This is a genomic window from Enterococcus sp. DIV0183 (genome assembly GCF_050541505.1).
GTDB lineage: Bacteria > Bacillota > Bacilli > Lactobacillales > Enterococcaceae > Enterococcus > Enterococcus faecalis.
On sequence record NZ_CP172932.1, the window covers coordinates 2060750 to 2081143 of the forward strand.

Here is a 20394-nt window from a genome sequence, read left to right on the forward strand (position 1 = left end):
TTTCTATTTCAACAACCCTTTTGCTTTTTTAAGACTTTTTGATACAGCTTTTTTAATTGTTGTAGGTTCATTTCCTTCAATTTTATTGATAGGTGTTAATTCGTTACCAATACTTGTCATTGTATCTTGGATATAGCCTTGGTTTTGTCGAACGACACTAAAATGTGTTTCCCCTTCTCGAGAAGTCAAAATTCGAACATTGTAATCAAATGCTGCATATTTTTGAGTATAGCCCGCCCAAATTGTAAAAACATTGTCTACGAAAGTATAATACATATTTTCTTGTAGTAAGGTATAGCCTTTTTCCCACTCGGCTTGTAAAACAATCGATTTTAAAGTAGTACCTTCTTTTTTAATTAATAAAGATACTAATAAACTATCATGAATTATTTTTGTATTGTCACCCATATAAACGAAATCAATCACTCCGCTGGCATTGCTTGTATCGTTATCTGCAATAATAATTGAAAACATTTCAATTGCCGTCCCATTTCCCTGGGCTTTCTCTTGTCCAAAAATTACTTTACCTCCACGCTCTTGAATATGAACATTCGGAATAATGAAGGTTTTTTTCATCCCAAAATCTTTATAAATATTTTGATATATTTCTAAATTGTATTGTAAAATATTTTGGATTCGAGTGATACGTTCTACTTGTTCTGGGTCATTAGAATATTTTTCTTTTTTCACTAAGTCTAGCCCTAATTGTTGGATATATTTCTCTTTTAATTCTTGATAGAAACGTTCTTTAAATGCTTGATCAACACGATTCATATCAAAAATAAACCAGTTTAATGTATTAATAATTTTTAACCGATATGCTTCAATTCGATTTGGAGCATGTTGTTTTAAGTACTCCAACATTTTGTCATGTAAATTGAACTCATCACGATAATTCATTCCATACGTAGACATCAAGCCATCTTGTCTAACGATTCGTGTCAGCAAATATTTGTTTAGTGCAACAATTTTTTCGGTACCTAATAATGCTGTATAAGTGAAATAAGCATCCTCGCCAACAAATTGTTCTAAGTTTACCAAGTTATTTTCTTTGATGTATTCTAATAAAAATAATTTGTCATATAAATAAGGAGTTACTTCATCCAATGAAATTTCTTCACCAGACATACGTCCGCCATTAGTTAGTAATGGATTGTGAACAACGTGCACTTCTCCATTTGGTAACTTTTCTTTCATGCCAAATAACAGAATATCTGTTGCACTATCATATGCACGATAATAAGCGTCTTGTAATAAATTCGCTTCAAAATGATCATCTGCATCCAGAAATTGCAAATACCGTCCTCGTGCCATCGAAATGCCTACATTTCTTGCGTGTCCAGGATTACTTTTGCCAATAGAAATCCCCGTAATTCTCGGATCTTTTACTGCAAATTCGTTAATAATATCCATGGTATTATCTGTAGAGCCATTCTCTACTAAAATGATTTCAATCTCACGTAAAGACTGCTCACAAACAGTTTCTAATGTTTGTCTTAAATATTTTGAAGCATTGTGAATCGGCATGACAACACTAACTTTATACAGATTTTTCAAGTAGTCCTCATAATAAGCTGCTGGATCATTTGCAATTTGATAAAATTGTTTGATGTATTCAAAATCGATATCATTCAGCTGGTCTATTTCTATAGCTTGTTTAAAATCTACAGCTACCTTTTGAATCACTTCATAAACCGACTCGTCACGTAAATGTGTTAGTTTTTCAATCGCCCAAAAGTATTTTTCGAACATTTGTTTATAAAAATAACCTTTGTAGCGTTCAAATTTATTTTGTTCAATTAAATTTGAACGAATTAGTTTAAATTGTTGAAACAAGAAAGGAACCTTTGTTGCCACATTATTTACTGTCGAATTTGGGTTGTCTTGTCTATAAAAATACAAACAATCTTTAATAAAAATAACATTCTGAGATGCTGAATTGATTTTCCAAAATAGACCAGTGTCCCCATAACTTTTAATTTCCTCATCCCAAGTTACGTTTTCTTTCTCAATCATACTTTTTTTATAAATGGCATTCCATGGATAAACTTGTACAATTAAATCCGTCGTTTTTAAGTCAATCAATTGATTGTATTTATCGGGATATTGCCATAAGATATCTCGCTCAACCTCTTCTTCAGAAGAAAATTCAACCCAATTACAACGGACAACATCTGCATGATGACTTTTGGCCGTATTGTATAAACGCTCATAGGCATGCAATGCTACATAATCGTCACTTTCAAATTCAGCAATATACTCACCTTTTGCTTCTGAAACACCCAAGTTAAAGGCTTTTCCAATTCCCCCATTTTTAACATTGAAAACGCGAAAACGTGGATCATCTTGTGCAATTTCTTCAATAATTTTTTGACTATTATCAGTAGAGCCATCATTAATAATTAAGAATTCAATTTCTTTCAATGTTTGGTTTTTCAAACTCATTAATGCCTCTTCTAAATAGGTTTCTACGTTATAGACGGGTACAATGACTGACACTTTCACATTTTCCATAAAACAAATTTCCCTCACTTATCATTTATAGTTGTATACTCAAAATATCCTGATTTAAACGGACAAAATTTAAGCAAAAAACTTACTAAAATCTTTAACCCCAATTTCTAAATAATTATCAAAAACTATCGTAAATCTACTTTCTTTATTTGAAAATTTTTCTGGCAACTCTACCTGATAACTAGTTTCACTAATTTTTTTAAACGCCAGCCTCTGTCTTGTTTCAAAAGGATTTTTCAGCTCTTTTATTTCAAATCCTGTAATTTTTTGGTGTGTATACACATTTAAAGAAAGCATATTGCCTTCACGTTGCGTTGCTTCTGCATAAGCATTCATGCGAACTGCTGGGAATCGTTTCAATAATCTGGGATAATAATAACTTCTCTCTGTTTTTGAAACATAACCAAAGCGATTGACTAACACCCAACGAATGGACTGACATTGAATAAACCAATACAAACCATCAATATCGTTAGTTTGTAAAAATGTCCAAATGATTTGGCGCACATCACTTCTAAAATACGGGCTAGGATCAAAATTTAATTCGCCTAAATACTGATCCATCTGTACTTTAAAGTCTTGTAATCGCTTTTTACTGAATGGATACCCAGTATCCCTCCGAATACAAAAGTCATAAATTAGCCATTCTAAACGGCGTGCTAACATCCGTTCTTTAGACAAATCATCTGGAAACTGTTGATTGATATAACTTAACGCACGCAACCAAGAAAGCATAAATGTCCGATTAATTGATTTGCTTAAACTTTCATTATCTGCATCTCGATTTAAATAAGTCGTTAACCTTTCCCCTTGTGTAATGGTTTTTGAAAATCGCATGGCTTCATAAAAGAACAGCACATCATCAGCCACCCGTTGATTAACAAAGTGTAAATTATTATTGTGTATCAGTGAAGTTCTTAACATGATAGCTTGCGGTCCTAACCAACCATAAAATTCAGCTGGCAATTCTTGGATAGACCGATTTTTAAATGACCCATCCACATAATATGGCTTACTTTTTAACATTAAGTGGCCATCCGTACTCTGTATTAGACCAGAAACAGCAAAATCATCGTGAGAGTCATCTAGTAGGTCTGATAAATATTTCAATGCATTTAAATCATACCAATCATCTGCATCTAAGAAGACACTATACTCACCACGTGCATTTACAATCCCTACGTTTCTTGGGCCGTGAGCGCCTCCAGTGTTTTCAAGTAGCTGATAAATTTCAATATTCGGATATCTTTCAAGATATGGCTCTATTACTTTTAACGAATGATCTGTGGAACAATCATCAATAAACATCACTTGCAATTGCTCAATCCCAATGGTTTGTTGAACAAGAGAATCCATCATCTTTTTAAGATATGGTGCATTATTGTAATTAGCAATAATGATTGAGACTTTAGGATTTTTTGATATTTTTTCTGAAGAAAACAGCTTAAATTGACTTAACTCCTTTTTCCACGTTTCATTATCTAACATATATTGATACTCTTCATATTCTTTTTGGACTTCTTTTTGTTTTTCCAACCTACACCCTCCGGCTTTTTATCTCTTTAAAATTTCTGAAATCAGCTGTCTAGTGGCATCCTGATTTTCAAGGCAAAATTCACGAAAAAACTGCACATATAAACGTTGTTCCTGTTCCGTTTTAGAAAACAATACGTTTTTTACAGACGTTACTAGGCTATCCGTATCTGTCACAATTTTCCCAGGCAAAATTGCTGTTGGGTCAAAATAGAATCCCCTTGTACTATTTTTATACTTTTCCTTATCATACATAAAAAATAGCATCGGTTTTTTTGTTAATGCAAAATCAAACATAACCGATGAATAATCTGTAATTAATAAGTCAGCGATTAAATAAAGTTGATTGATATCTGGATAAGAAGAAACATCGATTACACGTGAACCAAATGCACTTATATCAAAACTTTCTGCAATTAAATAATGTAATCGTGTAAGTATTACAATAGAAGAATCAATTTCTAAAAGTTGTTCAACTGGCAAATGATTGGTAAAACGATAGGCTCCTTTTCGGATAGACTCATCATCGCGCCACGTGGGGGCATAAAGAATAATTTTTTGATTGGCTGAAAGGCCTAACTGATTGCGAACAGAAAAAGCTATTTTGTCCTTATTTTCACAAACTAACAAATCATTTCTCGGATATCCTACTTCTAATATTTTCCCTTCATAATGAAAGGCCTGTCGAAACACTCTAGTACTGTATGCATTAGGTGAGATGAGATAATCCCAACGCTTTGCTTCTTGAATAACTTCTAGTTTATAGCTCTCTGTTTCATGCTCTGGCATTTTGACTGTTTCAATATCTAAGCCCAGTTTCTTTAGAGGGGTCCCATGCCACGTCTGTATATAGATTGTTGTTTGATTCTTATACATCCAAGCTGGCATCCGCGTGTTAAAAACCCAATACTGAGCTCTTGGCATCAACCATAGCCATCTCCAACTTAATCGTTTGACGAAAGGAACATTCTCTTCCACAAAAGGCATCTCATATCCTTTTTTGACTGCCCAAATACATTGATATTCAGGACAGTTATCTCTTATGTACTCAAAAATTGCACGTGGATTATCACTATACTGTCTTCCATGAAAACTTTCAAAAATAAATAACTTCTTTTTAGGTAGTTTACCTAAAAAGAAAAAACAAGCTTTTACGGCTTGGTGCATACTATTCTCTAAAAATTTTTTCATTGAATTAATCCTTTACATTAGATTATCAAAAATATAATCCTAATCTATAATTTTGTATGAAGAACGCGTTCACAAATCTCTAAATTCTCTTCTCTTTACTTGCTTAAATTTATGAATAACTCTCACCACGATTGAACAAGCATGTAAAATACATTATTTTGCTTTTCTTCTTTTAAGTATAAATTTATCTATGCTAAACGTCAATGGCTTTATTGAAATAAACATTCCAGTGTTATTCGATTGTTATAATTTAATTTTTAACAATCGACTTTCCCTCTGAATGTTCAGATATTTAACATCCGATCACCTATTTAATTTTTAGAAACTTTAGCCGCCTTTATACAATTACTCTTATAAATTAAATAACTCACAAGGTACCTAAACTAACCCAATAAACAGCAAAAATCCAGAAGAGTCTCTCTTCTGGATTTTTGCTTATTTGACGATACTTTTTTTAAATTTTGTTAATCAATTTAAAATAATCCACATAAGTGCATAATTGGGAAAACAAATAATAAACTATCAAAACGATCTAAAATACCACCATGACCTGGCAAGATGTTACCAGAGTCTTTCACGCCATAATGACGTTTGATAGAAGATTCAACCAAATCACCGAATTGCCCTACTATAGAAAATAGAACCGTCAATACAAGCATCACCGGCATTGGATAAGGAAATAGCCCTTTATTAGCTGTGAAAACTAAAAACAACGCTGCTACAACGACGGCTGATAAAATACCACCAAGTGCACCTTCTATTGTCTTGTTGGGTGAAACATCTGGCATCAATTTATGACGACCAAATCGGCGTCCAAATAGATATGCACCAATATCCGTTGCCCAGACAATGAATAAAGCAAATAACAAGACTTCAAAACCTGCGGAACGGGCACTAATAAAGTTCTGGAACCCCATCCCTACATATAAACTGACAATAACTGGAAAGCCAGCTTCTTCAATCGTATATGTATTTTTAGAAATTACCGAAGCACCTAACAACAACATTACAGTGACATAAAATAAAATGAAATTTGTTTGCATTTCCGGCAAAAAGTTTAACCATTTAATTGTCGGGATAACTAAAAAAACGGCCCCTAATGCTGATAAAACACCTTCAAAACTTAATAACGTTAATCCTTTCATACGGAATAACTCGTACACGCCGACTACTGCCAAAGCAACAGCGGCAATCTCAATTGCAAAACCACCATACCAGATAATTGGAATAAAGATGATTAATGCGACGATAGCTGTGATGACACGTTGTCTCACTGCGGATCGCTCCCTTCTGTTTCTGTAGTTTCTTTTAGACCACCAAAACGACGATTACGATTTTGGAAAGAAGCAATCGCGGTTTCTAAAGTGTCTCCTGAAAAATCAGGCCATAATGCTTTTGTAAAAAACAACTCGCTATAAGCAATTTGCCATAGCAAGAAATTACTAATTCTCTCTTCCCCACTTGTTCGAATCAACAATTCTGGATCACGAAGTTCCGTGGGTAAAAAGCCAGTCATTAAGTGATCTGCGATCGTTTCTTCTGTAATCTCATCTGCCGTATATGTTTTTTCTGAAACCTCTGCAGCAATCTGTTTCATGGCAGTTAGTAGCTCCGCACGCGCCCCATAATTTAAAGCAAAGTTCAAAACCATGCCCGTATTGTCCTTGGTTTGCTCAATGGCGCGCTTAACAGCATCTTGCGTATGGCTTGGTAGAAACTCTTGGTAGCCCATTACATTGACTTTAACATTTTCCTTAATTAATTCAGGCACGAATGTATCAAAAAAATCAACAGGCAATTGCATTAAGAAATTGACTTCATCTGTTGGTCTCTTCCAATTTTCCGTTGAAAATGCATAAAGTGTTAAAACTTTAACGCCTAAATGACTAGCATGCTTCGTTATTTTTTTAACCGTATCCATGCCTTCTTTATGTCCAGCAATTCTCGGCAGTCTTCGATTCTGTGCCCACCGGCCATTTCCGTCCATAATAATGGCAATGTGCTGCGGAATTTGGCCTTCTTTATCAAAGGCGTACTGGCTTGCTTCTTCTACATATTTATTTTTTTGCGGAAAAAAACGTAACATCTTTTTCCCTCCATTCCAAAAAATCTATCTTAATTATTATAACAATAACTAATGCAAATGCCTATGCATAGTCCCTGAATTTTCCTGATAATTAAGAAATTCCTTGTAACTTTATCATTTATAGTCCTTTTTTAAAAGAAAAAAACTTAGACTTGGCAAGTAAATCAACATGATGTATCTGCCTAGCTTTAAAATTTTAAATAAACAACGGGACAGGAGCAGCTTCTTCGGAAATAAGCTGAACGTCCTTGAGAGACAAAAAGCATCTTTCAGAACTTTCTTCTTATTTCTTGAAGCTTAACACGCCTGTCCCGACCTCAAGTTTTTATTCTATTGTCTTTTTCTTTTTATTCATTGACTGGAACAATGGCACCGTTCCATTTTTTCGTAATCCAATCTTGGACTTCTTTGCTACGTAACACTTTGACTAATTTTTTTACATTTTCGTTGTTTTCGTCTTCTTTACGAACCGCAATAATATTAGCATAAGGTGAACTTTCTTTTTCTAAGGCAATCGCATCTTTTTTCGGATTTAATCCTTGATCCACGGCAAAGTTTGAGTTAATTAAAACCGCAGCCCCTTCTTCATTGTCATAAAGAGTGGTCATGATTGCTGGATCACTTTCATGATTGAATTTCAACTTTTTAGTATTTTTATCAATATCATCGAAAGTAGCAGTTGTCCGGTCTACCCCTTCTTTCAGCGTGATTAAACCAGCATCTTCTAAAATCGTTAAAACACGTGGCCAATCTGAAACAGAAGAGCTAACGTAAATCGTTGAACCATCAGGAATTTCTTGTAACGATTTGTATTTTTTCGAGTAAAGCCCAACTGGTTCTAAATGAATCGCACCTGCATTCACAAAGTCATAATCATTTTCTTTAACCGCTTCATTAAAGAACGGCACATGTTGGAAATAGTTGGCATCGATATCGCCACTTTCCAACGCCTTGTTAGGTAGCACGTAATCTGTATAAGTCGTCACTTCTAGTTTTACGCCTTCTTTTTCTAATAAAGGTTTTACATGTTCTAAAATCTCTGCATGTGGAACCGGTGAAGCCCCAACTTTCAAGACCGAGTCATTACTCTTTTTATTGCCGCAAGCCCCTAAAACTAAGACAGCTATTGCTACAGTAATTACTGACCATAATGTACGTTTTTTCATCTTATTCCCTCCATTTATCGTTTATCTATTTTTTTAGCGACTGTATCCCCAAGCCATTGAATCGCAAAGACAATAATTAAGATACAAATCGTTGCTACTAAGGTAACTGTATTTTGACCACGTTGGAAGCCATCTTGATACGCCAAACTTCCTAAACCGCCCGCTCCAATAGCAGCTGCCATTGCAGTGTAGCCCACTAAAGAAATGGTTGTAACGGTTAAGCCAGAAACAAGCGCTGGCAGACTTTCTGGTAATAGAACTTTCCAAATTATTTGGAAACGATTGGCCCCCATTGCTTTGGCTGCTTCAATCACGCCTTTATCGACTTCACGAAAAGCAATTTCGACCATGCGAGCATAAAAAGGTGCTGCGGAAATAATCAATGCTGGTAAGGAGCCTTTGACACCAGACATACTCCCTAAAATAATTTTTGTAAAAGGAATTAACAGAACGATTAAGATAATAAACGGAATCGAACGGAAAATATTTACAAAAATGGCCACTAGCCAATACAGTAATCGGCTCAAAATCCCTTTTCTGCCTGACGTTTCAAAAAGTAGTAGTCCTAAAATCAGCCCTAAAATGGCGACCACTATGATTGAAATCCCTGTCATATAAAGTGTTTCAATCGTTTTTTCTTGTAGTTTACTTATATCAATTTGGGAAAAATCAAAGAAACTTGCTAAGCCACGATTATTCATTTCCAATCACCTCTGTTTCTACACGAAGTTTACGTAATCCTTCAATGGCTGCTAGAATATTTTGCTCTTCGCCTAATAATTGAATATAAAGAGAACCCACTGCACCCTGCTTTGTTTGCTGAATGTTCCCTTGAATAATACTGACTTCTACTTGATATTCTTGGACAATATGCGAGATAATTGGCAATTTCGCTTGTTCGCCGTGGAAAAGTAGGCGAACAATTTTTCCATTCGGATATTGTTCCAACATTTCTTCAACAACCAGTTCCGTTTCTTCAATGTTTTTATCCGCTTCTTGTTGGATAAAGCGTTTCGCAATTTCTGTTTGAGGCTTTTTGAAAATATCGATTACTTTACCTTCTTCAACAATTTCACCATATTCCATCACGGCTACGCGATTACAGATTTTACGAATCACGTGCATTTCATGGGTAATTAATACAACCGTTAAATTTAATTCTTGGTTGATTTTTAGTAGTAATTCTAGCACTTCATCGGTTGTCTGCGGATCCAAAGCACTCGTTGCTTCATCACAAAGCAAAATATCAGGATTGTTAGCTAAGGCACGGGCAATCCCCACTCGTTGCTTTTGCCCACCAGAGAGTTGACTTGGGTAGGCGGTTTCCCGTCCTTCTAAACCAACCAACTTGATTAACTCTTCTGCGCGGCTTTTCCGATTTTGTTTTGGAACACCAGCAATTTCCAATGGGAGCATGATATTTTCTAGGACCGTCCGTGACCATAATAAATTAAAATGTTGAAAGATCATCCCAATTTTTTTACGGAAGTTTCGTAGTTCTTTATTTGGCAACAATGCAATATCTTGTCCTTGAATTTCTACTTCACCTTCTGTAGGTGTTTCAAGTCCATTCAATAAGCGAACCAACGTACTTTTTCCTGCACCTGAATAGCCAATAATGCCATAAATATCACCAGATTCAACCGTTAAATCAATATCTTTTAAAGCCGTGACTTTACCCGCTTTACCGGAAAACTCTTTTTTTACATGACGTAATTCAATTAATGCCATTTTGTTCTCCTCTTCTTTCTGTTCTACTTTCTTATTTTGAAGGTTTCGCACTTTTTATGAAACGAATTTGCTTAATAAAAACAAAAAAACTTCCATCCTTTTGCTATTACAGCAAAAAGGACGAAAGTTTGTCATTTCGTGATACCACCTTAATTCGCTATTATTTCTCAATAATAACCTCATACGGTACTTGATTCTTCGCATACCGTTGGCTGTAACGGGCGCCCCGTAGTAAGTTCACTGCTTCGCTCACTTACTCTGCTCAAAGACCATCTTCCATCTTAAATCTGTTACCCATTCTCAGCAAACAGGGCTCTCTTCAAACGTCCTTAACATGTACTCTTCTTTTCAAAGCTTTCTTTTGATTAGATTGAGAAAATTATAGCAATAATCATTGGCCTTGTCAACGTAAGACTAAAGATTTTCAAATTCTGTTGGTTCAACATCTGCTAAAACAGCAATCCAGGCATTTTCTTCATCTAATGCACTTGGCTCTTGATCAGCCGCTTCATTAATCGCAACTACCTTACCAGATAATGGACTACTGAATTCACTGACTGCTTTTTCTGCTTCTAATTCAATTAAAGAGTCACCTTTAGCTAATATTTGTCCAACTTTGGGAAATGTTGCAAAAGTAATCTTCCCTAAATCCTCTTGGGCTTCAGCGGTTAAACCAATTTTATAACCTGCTTCTGTTGGTAAGATCCATAATTGATCGATTTGTTTCATTTCACTCATTTTCCAAGCACTCCTTCGTAATCTGCTTCTTTAAAACCATTCGTTAGAAATGTATTGTCTTTTAAGAGAATTGGACGCTTAATCAACATGCCATCCGCAGCTAAACGCTGACTTGCTTCTTCAATAGAAAAACTGTCAACAAGATCTTTTAAGCCTTGTTCTCTATATAAAACCCCGCTTGTGTTAAAAAAACGACGAACAGGCAAGCCGGTCTCTTTCATCCATTTTGCTAATTGTTCACTACTAGGCGGTGTTGCTTTAATATCAATTGCTTGGTATTTAACGCCTTGTTGGTCTAACCACGCTTTCGCTTTTTTACAAGTTGAGCATTTAGGATATTCATAAAGTGTGTACATTTCTACCCCTTCTTTCTTCTTTCTTTAACGACCACTTCTGGTACGAACCGTTTCTTGTTGGTAACGCATGGACATAATTAAGCCCACCCCAATCATGTTACCTAAAATGGAAGAACCACCTTGACTAATAAACGGTAATGGAATCCCAGTTAATGGTAGTAAACCAATATTCGCTCCAATGTTTTCAAAAACATGGAACAAAATCATCATGATAATTCCTGTGGCAATGTAGGCATAGAATTCATTATTTGTATCAAAACAAACGCGAATCATGCGGTAGATTAAAATAAAATACAACAAAATAATGAAACAGCCACCAATAAAGCCAAAGTTTTCACCAACAACTGTAAAAATCATATCTGACTCACGAACAGGGACATACACATCACTCACGTTAAAGCCTTTTCCGAAAAGGCCTCCAGAACCAATTGCTGTTAATGCTAGCGCTGGTTGGAATGAGCGATCTGGATCTGTATGGAAAGGATTTAGCCATAAATCAATCCGATCAAATTTATAGGCTTCGACCCCTAACTTAGACAATAAATCTCTACCTGTTTCTGTTGTAATCAAGTAAATAGTTCCTGCCCCCACTAGAGCAGCTAAAATAAAAACTGGCACAATAATTTTCCAAGTAATGCCAGACATTAAGAAAACTCCCCCAAAAATGGCTAAGAAAACTAACATCGTCCCGAAGTCTTTTTGTAAAAGTACTAAAACAATTACCGGAATCGCGACTAATAGCATTTTAGCGATTAGCCAAAAGTCGCTTTTGAGTGTTCGGTCCACATATTTAACATTATGCATGGTCACTATATAGGCCAACATCAAAATAAACGCAATCTTCATCAATTCCGATGGTTGGAATGTGGTGCCACCAAAGCGAATCCAGTTTTTAGAACCTGTTTGCTCTGCTAGCACGGGGTCATAGAATTTCAGTAGTAATCCCATTAATACTAATCCAAGTGCATAAAAAACGGGCGTTAACCGCCAGAGTAATTTTGAGCTAAAATGCATAATAATGACAATACTTAATCCTCCGACTAAATACCACAGTCCTTGTTTCATTAACAAGCTACCAATTTTAGGTTTGCTTGGATCATTGTAAAGCGCTACGTAAAGCGATAGCATACCAATTAGTGATAAAAGAAAAACTGGTAATATCACGCCGTAATCAATTCGACTATCTAAATTTGTTTTCTCTTTTCTATTCATTCGTCATCCCTTTTCCTTTGTTCATACGTTTTTTATTATATCTTTCTCACAGAAGAAAAGAAAGGAATTCTACTATATTTGAGAAAAACTTTAGAGAATTGGTCCTTCACTAGCAATTTTTTCTTTTTCTTCAATTCTATTTGGCTTTTATTTAAAATTTTTCACATCAGTGATAATGAGAAAGTTTACTATAAACATTCAGTAACAAAAAACAGTCGCAACTAAAACACGTTGCGACTGTTTTTATTCGCTTTTTCTTTGTTTCGTTTGTTGTAGCTCTTTATTAATTCGGACAATTTCGTTGCCAAAATTTTGCCAGTCACTGGCTCGCGGGGGCGCTAACCAAATTAAACATTTTACTGAAAATAACGTTTTTGGTAAATAATCCGAAACTACTAAATCAGTATCTGGTCGAATCGCTGAATGAAAGTGAATGCTGAAAGATTCGAATATTTTGATTTGTTCTTTGATAAACTGAGTATATTTTTCTCCTTGCGTAAAATTCACATAAAGATTGATCGTGCTTTTTTCATTCCTTTGGTCATAAAGACGGGATAACACTAATAGCAAATCAAAAAATAAAGAAAGCTTACTAAACTCAAACGCCGAGCAATCCAACGCAAATAAAAACTGACGACAGCTATTAAAAACAATTGGGTAGCGTTCCTGAAAAAATTCTAAATCCATAATTCGTAAGGTGATATCGATGAACGGCGTAATAAAACGATGTTGATAAATAATCGGAACAATTTCTTGATAAAATTCTTCGTCCGAAATTGTAAACGGCATATAAGAAAAGAATAATGTTTTCGTAGCCGTAATTGCCTCATTGTGAGAACTCAGCAAATGTTCCGAAATAAGTTCACTTTGATAGACCGATAAATTGCCGATAATTCCTTGAATTTCTGCGTTTTTCTCTGCATGAGTCGCCTTCATCACTTCGTTGATCCAACTTTGAATTTCTTGATAAATCGAACTTTCTTCATCAAAAGCGAATGGATTTTCTTCTTGGGATAAAAAATAATTAGCTTTTCTTTGCGTTCGTTCTAACGCCACCAATACATAATGTTTAAATAAATGAAAATTAGTGATATTTTCATAAGAGCCTTTCAATTGAGCCAATAATTGGTTCACTGCGCGAAGATCTGTTTGATTATATAATTCTTCAGAATCTTTGTAAATTCGGTAATAGAGCATAGTAAAATATTGTCTAATCGCCATTTCATTGCCGCTAAGTTGTAAATTTTTGGATAACTTAATACCGTATTGACCTAATTCTTTCCGGATATGGTCAACAATTTTGTATACAACCGTTCGACTCATCCCGTGCTTTTCACCGTATTTTTTGATTGAGGTAAACTGATGAAAGAAAATCGTTTTTAATAGATTAAATTCTAACGAGTCTTTTAAATAATATTCTTCAATAATACTTGAAGAAATACGAAGGCTTTGAGATAACAAAATTTCATTATTTTTTTCACTGATTTCCATCTCATTAATCAGACCAAAGCGTTGCAAATCTGCATTGATTTCTGTTATGTTCCGTTCTAGCAAATAAGGAGAAATAGCTAATTGCTTACATAAACGATCTTTTCGTTCAGAAAATGAATATTGTTGCTCTAACTTTCTAATAATCGCTAATTTTAAATTTTCCCGATCATCTAATAACAAGAATTCCATTTAAACTCTCCTTGTTCCATACAAAAGTGAGCCTGACAGGAAGCTTAAAGTGGTGCCAAATTGAGAGGACCCACTTGCCGCTCCTCCAGTAATTTCCACTGGGGCTATCGTATCTATTTTTTTCAACAACTCATCATTTAACAGCACCTTTTTATTTACTCGTTCCTGTTCAATTTTATTTTTCTTTTTCTCCTGTTTTGTTTGTTGCTCCTTGTCCTGTCTCGAGGCAATAATTGGTCTTTCTGGGCCAATCATTGCTTGACTATAAGGAAGCTCTGCAAGCATATTCCCCTCTGCAGCAAAATTAGTAGGGTTGACATACACCTTCGCAATAGAAAGGTATGACTCGTAACGGAAGGTTACAAAATAAAGGCCTACTTTTTGAGTATTTACATTATTTTCTATAATTACATTTTCTAAATTTAAAGGGCGACCCTCTTTATCTTTTAGAAAAACGACATTGTCTAAGGGTGACCATGCTTGATTAACTCCTAAAAACGTGTCTTTTAATTTAAGTTCCGTTTGATTTTCTTTGACCGTAATGGTTGCTGTTTCAATTTTGCCATCCACTTCATAAGTCACGGTGTATTTGCCTGGTGTTGTCGCTTCGTTTGCATAGCTATTCACTGAAGCAATCAACATTCCTGAAGAAAGAAATAAGGCTGTGCCGATACTACCATAATAAATAGTTCGCTGGTTCATCTCGTTTATTATTCCTCCAAACTATTTCATAAAAATAACTATCTTAACAGAAAAACCTGCTAATAGGTGTTCTTAAAATAAAAGTCACTTGTAAAACTTCCTATTTTCCAAGGAAACAGCTACCCTCATTCATGCACTTATTCATCTTTTAAGCGTGGAACAAAAGTTACTTTAAACTTTTGCCCCACGCTCATTTAATTATTTTCGTTTCTTCTTGATGACTATACCACTAATAATCACAATAAGTAACACAACAAGTCCTAGCACACGATATAGACCATTAGTTTGTTCTCCCGTTTTTGGATAACGTCCTTGCTTGTCAGGTTTCACAATATGTGTGACATACTGACTACGTTTTATCGTGGTTTGATTCGTTGAGGAACTAGTCTGGTTGTTCTCATTTTTATCTGGTAGTGGTGTAGGATTACGATCAATCACATGAACAGTTGCTACTGTCGTCAATTGACGAGGTGTCTCGTTTGAAAACATTGAGAAAAGTCGTGACTGCACAGCTGGTTTGGTTTCATTAACTGGCTCAGTGGTATAGGAAATCTGGTACTCTCCTGTTTTCTTTGTATCAACTTCCCCTTTTACTTGAACCTTATCAAAGGATATAGCATGACCGTCACGATCTGTCGCTGAAACGAAATTATCTTCTGGTTTCCACGAATCACCAACATAAATCGTTGTATCTTTAACCTCTAACTTAGATTGGTCGGGTTTGACGGTCACATGGGCTGTTTCTTCTTTACCTTCGTAACTGTATACGATTGGATAAACGCCTGCTTTGCTAGTATCAACTTGACCTGAAACAGTGATTTTTTCGAATGGGACATCTTGACCTGTTTTATCTGTTGCTGAAACAAAGTTCTCTTCTGCTTCCCATGAATCTCCCACATAAATCGTTGAATCTTTGACTTGTAAGCGACTGTCATCACGAACATGAACGATTGCTTTCGCTTCTTTTGTGCCATTTTTATAGACAATTTCATAATCGCCTATTTTATCAACATTCACTGTTCCCTGAACATCAATTTTTTCAAACGGAACGTCTTGACCTGTTTTGTCTGTCGCGGAAACGAAGTTATCTTCTGCTTCCCATTTATCACCCACATAAATTGTTGTATCTTTGACCTCTAACTTAGACTGGTCGGCTTTGACGGTCACATGGGCTGTTTCTTCTTTACCTTCGTAACTGTAAATGATTGGGTAAATGCCCGCTTTGGTGTTATCAACTTGACCTGAAACAGTGATTTTTTCGAAGGGAACGTCTTGACCTGTTTTATCTGTCGCTGAAACAAAGTTCTCTTCTGCTTCCCATGAATCTCCCACATAAATCGTTGTATCTTTGACTTGTAAGCGACTGTCATCACGAACATGAACGATTGCTTTCGCTTCTTTTGTGCCATTTTTATAGACAATTTCATAATCGCCTATTTTATCGACATTCACTGTTCCCTGAACGTCAATTTTTTCAAACGGGACATCTTGACCTGTTTTGTCTGTTGCTGAAACGAAATTATCTTCAGGTTTCCATTTATCGCCGACATAAATCGTTGTATCTTTGACCTCTAACTTAGACTGGTCGGCTTTGACGGTCACATTAGCTGTTTCTTCTTTACCTTCGTAACTGTATACGATTGGATAAACGCCTGCTTTGCTAGTATCAACTTGACCTGAAACAGTGATTTTTTCGAAGGGAACGTCTTGACCTGTTTTATCTGTCGCTGAAACAAAGTTCTCTTCTGGTTTCCATGAATCACCGACATAAATCGTTGTATCTTTGACTTGTAAACGACTGTCATCACGAACATGAACGATTGCTTTCGCTTCTTTTGTGCCATTTTTATAGACAATTTCATAATCGCCTATTTTATCGACATTCACTGTTCCCTGAACGTCAATTTTTTCAAACGGGACATCTTGACCTGTTTTGTCTGTTGCTGAAACGAAATTATCTTCAGGTTTCCATTTATCGCCGACATAAATCGTTGTATCTTTGACCTCTAACTTAGACTGGTCGGCTTTGACGGTCACATTAGCTGTTTCTTCTTTACCTTCGTAACTGTATACGATTGGATAAACGCCTGCTTTGCTAGTATCAACTTGACCTGAAACAGTGATTTTTTCGAAGGGAACATCTTGACCTGTTTTATCTGTTGCTGAAACAAAGTTCTCTTCTGGTTTCCATGAATCGCCGACATAAATCGTTGTATCTTTGACTTGTAAGCGACTGTGATCAATTGTTTTAGTTAATGGAATTTTTAGTTGATTGTCTCCTTTGACCAGCTTAATGGCTTTTCCTGTCAAATACTCTTCATCCACGGAATATTCCTGCGGTACATTCGTTACTCGCAAAGTATAATCACCTGTCATGATGGCATCAAAGGAGTATTGACCTTTTTCATCTGTTGTAAATTCGGTTGCTGTATGCGTGACATTATCAATTAGTTCAAAAGAAACCTTCGCAATTGCTTGGTTTTCATCCTCTATGTTATGCGTATAGAATGTGGCAGTTGCTAAATAAACAATGCCTTCCGCATCGCCTTCTGAGAATTTCAATGTGATTGGTGCAGTGGTGACTTTTTTCTTGCTAGCAGACATCTGGTTCAATGTTTCAGAGTCGATTGTTGTTTCTGTATAGATTTGGCCAGCGTTTGCAGAGACAGTATTGTATTCAATCGTAATGTTTTCTGTCAATGTATAGTCTTTAAAAATAATTTTCGCACCGTTTGTAGTCTTCTCTAATGAATAAGCATCTTCTGGCACGCCTTTCACGGTAATAGAATTCAAATCGATTTGAGCATTGGTTGTGCCTTTTGGTGTTAATTCAATCGTTGGATTTTTCACACGATGTGTTTTATTATCAATATTTTTTGTTGTTACTGTCGTTTTTGTTACATTTTTTAATGTTGGATTCGCCGCTTGTGTTGCACTCAAAATGTCTAACGCTTCATTTTGAACAGAAACCGAAGCAGACCCTTCATTATTATTCGATTGTGGTTCTTTAGCTGTCCCTGTTATATAAAGAGTTGGCACGTCGATCCAGCCATTGGCGTTTTTATACTCAATAATGTAACGTTTGTTGGTTTTTCCAAAATCAAACGTGTAACTATTGGTATTTTCGTCAAAAGTAATCGTTGGGTATCCAGGACTGTCTGGTGACATTGGTTTATCAAAATAATAGCCACGATCCCAGTATTGTGGATAAATTGAATCTACCTGATCGTTTGAAACATCATAAATGTCAAAAAGAACATCGGCGCCAGCTGGAATTTTTGTACGGACGCTTAGTGAGTCAAAAGAATCATTTCGTGCATTGACAAGGAATTGATTTTTACTACTTTGAAGTGTTCGTTCAGAACCACGCTTGCTATTAGTAGTTACTGTCGTATCAACTGGAGTTAAACCTTCAGCACTCATTGTTATCGGTATCGTATCGACTGGGATACTTTTATCTTTTGGCAAACTATCGGGCACATAATTAAAACCAATTGGAATTTGGATTTCGTTGGTTATTGGCGTAGTGAACTTAATAACTGAACCATCTGACGTTGGCGTTACTGTATAATCCGTTCCTAACTTGTAATAAAAATAAATTTCTTTTGTAGCTCGCAATGAAAGATAATTAGGATGCTTTACTTTAATTTCTAAATTTTGAATCGGTGTCTCTTTGCTTCCCATAACTGAGACAGTTGTTCTTGATGAATAGGCACCATTTTGATCATAATTACCCCAAGCAGTTTCAGCATTCAAAGGATTAACAACACTAATTGGTTCAATATATTGATCGGATACTAATTGAATGGCTTTATTGGGACCAATTACAGGTGTACTTAATGATAGATTAATGTCCTTCTTGTCAAAATCCATTGTTAAATCAGAAATATTTATTCTTAAATAGCTATCTTTTGTGGCTGTTAAAGTGAGCTTGCCACCTTCAGTTTTAATATCAAAATAGTCTTCCAATTTTACATTTTCATATAAAGGACCATACGCCGTAAATTTAGGATTCTTAATTTCTTGACCGTTTGTACTCTCTAATACGATTTGTTGACCCACTTTTGTTTCTGTTAACGTGCCATAAATTGTTACATAATATTTCCCTTTGCTTTGAAAACTGATATAGGACATACTACGCATTTCACGATCAGCAATTACTTTACTTGTTTGACTCGTCTTAGCAGTAAAATCGGTTGTTTGTTTAGTTCCTGTCGTACTTTTCAAAGAAATTGACCCAATTTTTGTGGTTGGATACTGCTGCGAATATAAGTAGTTATAGTCCGAAGCACTCTCTAAATAAATTGTCCGATTAATCGATAAGGAATAGGCTTTTTGTTGATTCATGTTTGGAACAGTTACAGCAATCCGCCCGAGTGAATTATCGCTTAATGTATAATCTTTGCCAGGTGTTAACAGGGTTTGCGTTTCTGGTAAAATTTGACCATTAATGTCGACATCGTAACTGAAAACTTGAGGTTCCAAGTTATCTTGTTTTCCAAAGACAGCGCCTGGCGTCTCTGTTGTCAATAATTCTAATGTTTGATTGCCAGTTAACGTCCGGTCTAAATTATAAAAAATTTCGCCATCTAACCCCGTCGTTCTGGTTCGTTCATTATATTGAATTGGTTCCACTTGTTCATATAAATCAAACGAGTAGGTTTTTTTATTTTTTCCTGGAGTTTCAATTTTGATTAATGGTTCCGCCTCTGTTGTTAGATAACTTTTTAATTCTACTTTAAAGGAAGTATCTGAAACTCGTTGATTAAACGTAATACTTAATGTTTTGGTTGCCGCATCGACTGCCCAAGTTGCGCCAATGCCCGTCACATCTCCGCTAACAGTTGAATAACCTAAATGTTCTGGTAATTGAACTGTATAAACTGATCCAGGTGCATAACCTGTGTTTCCAACAGCAAATTGGAACGTAGCGGTTACCGGTGTTGTATTTAATTCGCGGTGAACCTCTGTTTGGCTGTATTCTGTTCCACCAATCGGCGCAAGACTCATACTGTCAAGTAGTTCATCTGTAATTGGCGCTTGAACATCTGGTAGGGCTTTTTCATTAAGTGAGGTGTCCTTGTCCTCCGTTGTTTGTTGTTCAGATGGTGTAGCAGCATCACTGGAAGCTGTTGTGCTCGCCTCTGTGGTTTGCGATTCAGTTGTTGCAGTTGGTTGATTCATTTCTGAAGTAGTCGTTGTTGCTAAAGGTAAAGATGGTGTTGAGTTCGATAACTCTGCCTCTTTTTTTGCTATATCAGTGGTCTCTGTTTGTGCTTCTGTCGTTGTTACAGCATAGGCATTTACGGCAAACCCGAAATTTTGTGCGAGAAGTATACTCAACATCACAAAAGAAAAAGTTTTTTTCTTCATACTAATCCCCTTTCAATAAAATTCATATAACCTAATAATAGCTTGTTAAAAATGAAACAATTGATTAATTTTTTTTGAATCTTCAAAAAAAAAAAACATCTTTTCATAAAAA

The 20394-nt window shown here is 35.6% G+C and carries 14 protein-coding genes and 1 other annotated feature; all 14 genes read right to left on the minus strand.

Features of this window, described 5'->3' with window-relative positions:
• Positions 1 to 3: 3 nt before the first annotated feature.
• The 14 genes from IGK72_RS10035 to IGK72_RS10100 all read right to left on the minus strand — a co-directional run bounded on the left by IGK72_RS10035 (position 4) and on the right by IGK72_RS10100 (position 20282).
• Positions 4 to 2514: a glycosyltransferase family 2 protein gene (locus tag IGK72_RS10035; RefSeq protein WP_023894594.1), complete on the minus strand. Its 2511-nt coding sequence runs from the start codon at positions 2512 to 2514 to the stop codon at positions 4 to 6.
• Between the two features lie 69 nt (positions 2515 to 2583).
• Positions 2584 to 4050, minus strand: coding sequence for a glycosyltransferase family A protein (locus IGK72_RS10040; RefSeq protein ID WP_010777853.1), 1467 nt, complete (start codon positions 4048 to 4050; stop codon positions 2584 to 2586).
• A gap of 18 nt (positions 4051 to 4068) precedes the next feature.
• The gene (locus IGK72_RS10045) at positions 4069 to 5238 is read right to left on the minus strand and encodes a CDP-glycerol glycerophosphotransferase family protein (RefSeq protein WP_430608787.1); all 1170 of its coding nucleotides are present in this window, start codon (positions 5236 to 5238) and stop codon (positions 4069 to 4071) included.
• A gap of 473 nt (positions 5239 to 5711) precedes the next feature.
• Positions 5712 to 6512 (minus strand): phosphatidate cytidylyltransferase, encoded by an 801-nt coding sequence (locus tag IGK72_RS10050; RefSeq protein WP_002359680.1) that lies wholly within the window; start codon positions 6510 to 6512, stop codon positions 5712 to 5714.
• Positions 6509 to 7324, minus strand: coding sequence for an isoprenyl transferase (locus IGK72_RS10055; protein WP_002356646.1), 816 nt, complete (start codon positions 7322 to 7324; stop codon positions 6509 to 6511). The genes IGK72_RS10050 and IGK72_RS10055 overlap by 4 nt, the downstream gene beginning before the upstream one ends.
• Positions 7325 to 7671: 347 nt before the next feature.
• Positions 7672 to 8490, minus strand: coding sequence for a MetQ/NlpA family ABC transporter substrate-binding protein (locus IGK72_RS10060; RefSeq protein WP_165548604.1), 819 nt, complete (start codon positions 8488 to 8490; stop codon positions 7672 to 7674).
• Positions 8491 to 8504: 14 nt separating this feature from the next.
• Positions 8505 to 9191 (minus strand): methionine ABC transporter permease, encoded by a 687-nt coding sequence (locus tag IGK72_RS10065; protein WP_002356640.1) that lies wholly within the window; start codon positions 9189 to 9191, stop codon positions 8505 to 8507.
• On the minus strand, positions 9184 to 10221 hold the full coding sequence (locus IGK72_RS10070) for a methionine ABC transporter ATP-binding protein (RefSeq protein ID WP_002356639.1): 1038 nt from the start codon (positions 10219 to 10221) through the stop codon (positions 9184 to 9186). The genes IGK72_RS10065 and IGK72_RS10070 overlap by 8 nt, the downstream gene beginning before the upstream one ends.
• Before the next feature lie 113 nt (positions 10222 to 10334).
• Positions 10335 to 10582 (minus strand) — a binding site (T-box leader).
• A gap of 53 nt (positions 10583 to 10635) precedes the next feature.
• Positions 10636 to 10950 carry a glycine cleavage system protein H gene (locus IGK72_RS10075; RefSeq protein ID WP_023894593.1) on the minus strand — a complete coding sequence of 105 codons (315 nt, stop codon included), beginning with the start codon at positions 10948 to 10950 and terminating at the stop codon, positions 10636 to 10638.
• A 5-nt stretch (positions 10951 to 10955) separates the two neighbouring features.
• A complete protein-coding gene (locus IGK72_RS10080; protein ID WP_002359675.1) occupies positions 10956 to 11315 on the minus strand; it encodes an arsenate reductase family protein in 360 nt (119 codons plus the stop codon).
• Positions 11316 to 11339: 24 nt separating this feature from the next.
• The gene (locus tag IGK72_RS10085) at positions 11340 to 12527 is read right to left on the minus strand and encodes an FtsW/RodA/SpoVE family cell cycle protein (protein ID WP_002356636.1); all 1188 of its coding nucleotides are present in this window, start codon (positions 12525 to 12527) and stop codon (positions 11340 to 11342) included.
• A gap of 243 nt (positions 12528 to 12770) precedes the next feature.
• A complete protein-coding gene (locus IGK72_RS10090; protein WP_002356635.1) occupies positions 12771 to 14207 on the minus strand; it encodes a helix-turn-helix domain-containing protein in 1437 nt (478 codons plus the stop codon).
• A complete protein-coding gene (locus IGK72_RS10095) occupies positions 14208 to 14909 on the minus strand; it encodes a bacterial Ig-like domain-containing protein (RefSeq protein ID WP_002356634.1) in 702 nt (233 codons plus the stop codon). It abuts the gene before it with no gap.
• Between the two features lie 198 nt (positions 14910 to 15107).
• A complete protein-coding gene (locus IGK72_RS10100) occupies positions 15108 to 20282 on the minus strand; it encodes a bacterial Ig-like domain-containing protein (protein ID WP_222821635.1) in 5175 nt (1724 codons plus the stop codon).
• Between the last annotated feature and the right edge of the window lie 112 nt (positions 20283 to 20394).

Bases quoted from the DNA above. Each gene is read 5' to 3' on its own strand.
- IGK72_RS10035 (WP_023894594.1), bottom strand. From the start codon at position 2,514: ATGGAAAATGTGAAAGTGTCAGTCATTGTACCCGTCTATAACGTAGAA.
- IGK72_RS10045 (WP_430608787.1), bottom strand. From the start codon at position 5,238: ATGAAAAAATTTTTAGAGAATAGTATGCACCAAGCCGTAAAAGCTTGT.
- IGK72_RS10055 (WP_002356646.1), bottom strand. From the start codon at position 7,324: ATGTTACGTTTTTTTCCGCAAAAAAATAAATATGTAGAAGAAGCAAGC.
- IGK72_RS10060 (WP_165548604.1), bottom strand. From the start codon at position 8,490: ATGAAAAAACGTACATTATGGTCAGTAATTACTGTAGCAATAGCTGTC.
- IGK72_RS10065 (WP_002356640.1), bottom strand. From the start codon at position 9,191: ATGAATAATCGTGGCTTAGCAAGTTTCTTTGATTTTTCCCAAATTGAT.
- IGK72_RS10070 (WP_002356639.1), bottom strand. From the start codon at position 10,221: ATGGCATTAATTGAATTACGTCATGTAAAAAAAGAGTTTTCCGGTAAA.
- IGK72_RS10075 (WP_023894593.1), bottom strand. From the start codon at position 10,950: ATGAAACAAATCGATCAATTATGGATCTTACCAACAGAAGCAGGTTAT.
- IGK72_RS10080 (WP_002359675.1), bottom strand. From the start codon at position 11,315: ATGTACACACTTTATGAATATCCTAAATGCTCAACTTGTAAAAAAGCG.
- IGK72_RS10085 (WP_002356636.1), bottom strand. From the start codon at position 12,527: ATGAATAGAAAAGAGAAAACAAATTTAGATAGTCGAATTGATTACGGC.
- IGK72_RS10090 (WP_002356635.1), bottom strand. From the start codon at position 14,207: ATGGAATTCTTGTTATTAGATGATCGGGAAAATTTAAAATTAGCGATT.
- IGK72_RS10095 (WP_002356634.1), bottom strand. From the start codon at position 14,909: ATGAACCAGCGAACTATTTATTATGGTAGTATCGGCACAGCCTTATTT.
- IGK72_RS10100 (WP_222821635.1), bottom strand. From the start codon at position 20,282: ATGAAGAAAAAAACTTTTTCTTTTGTGATGTTGAGTATACTTCTCGCA.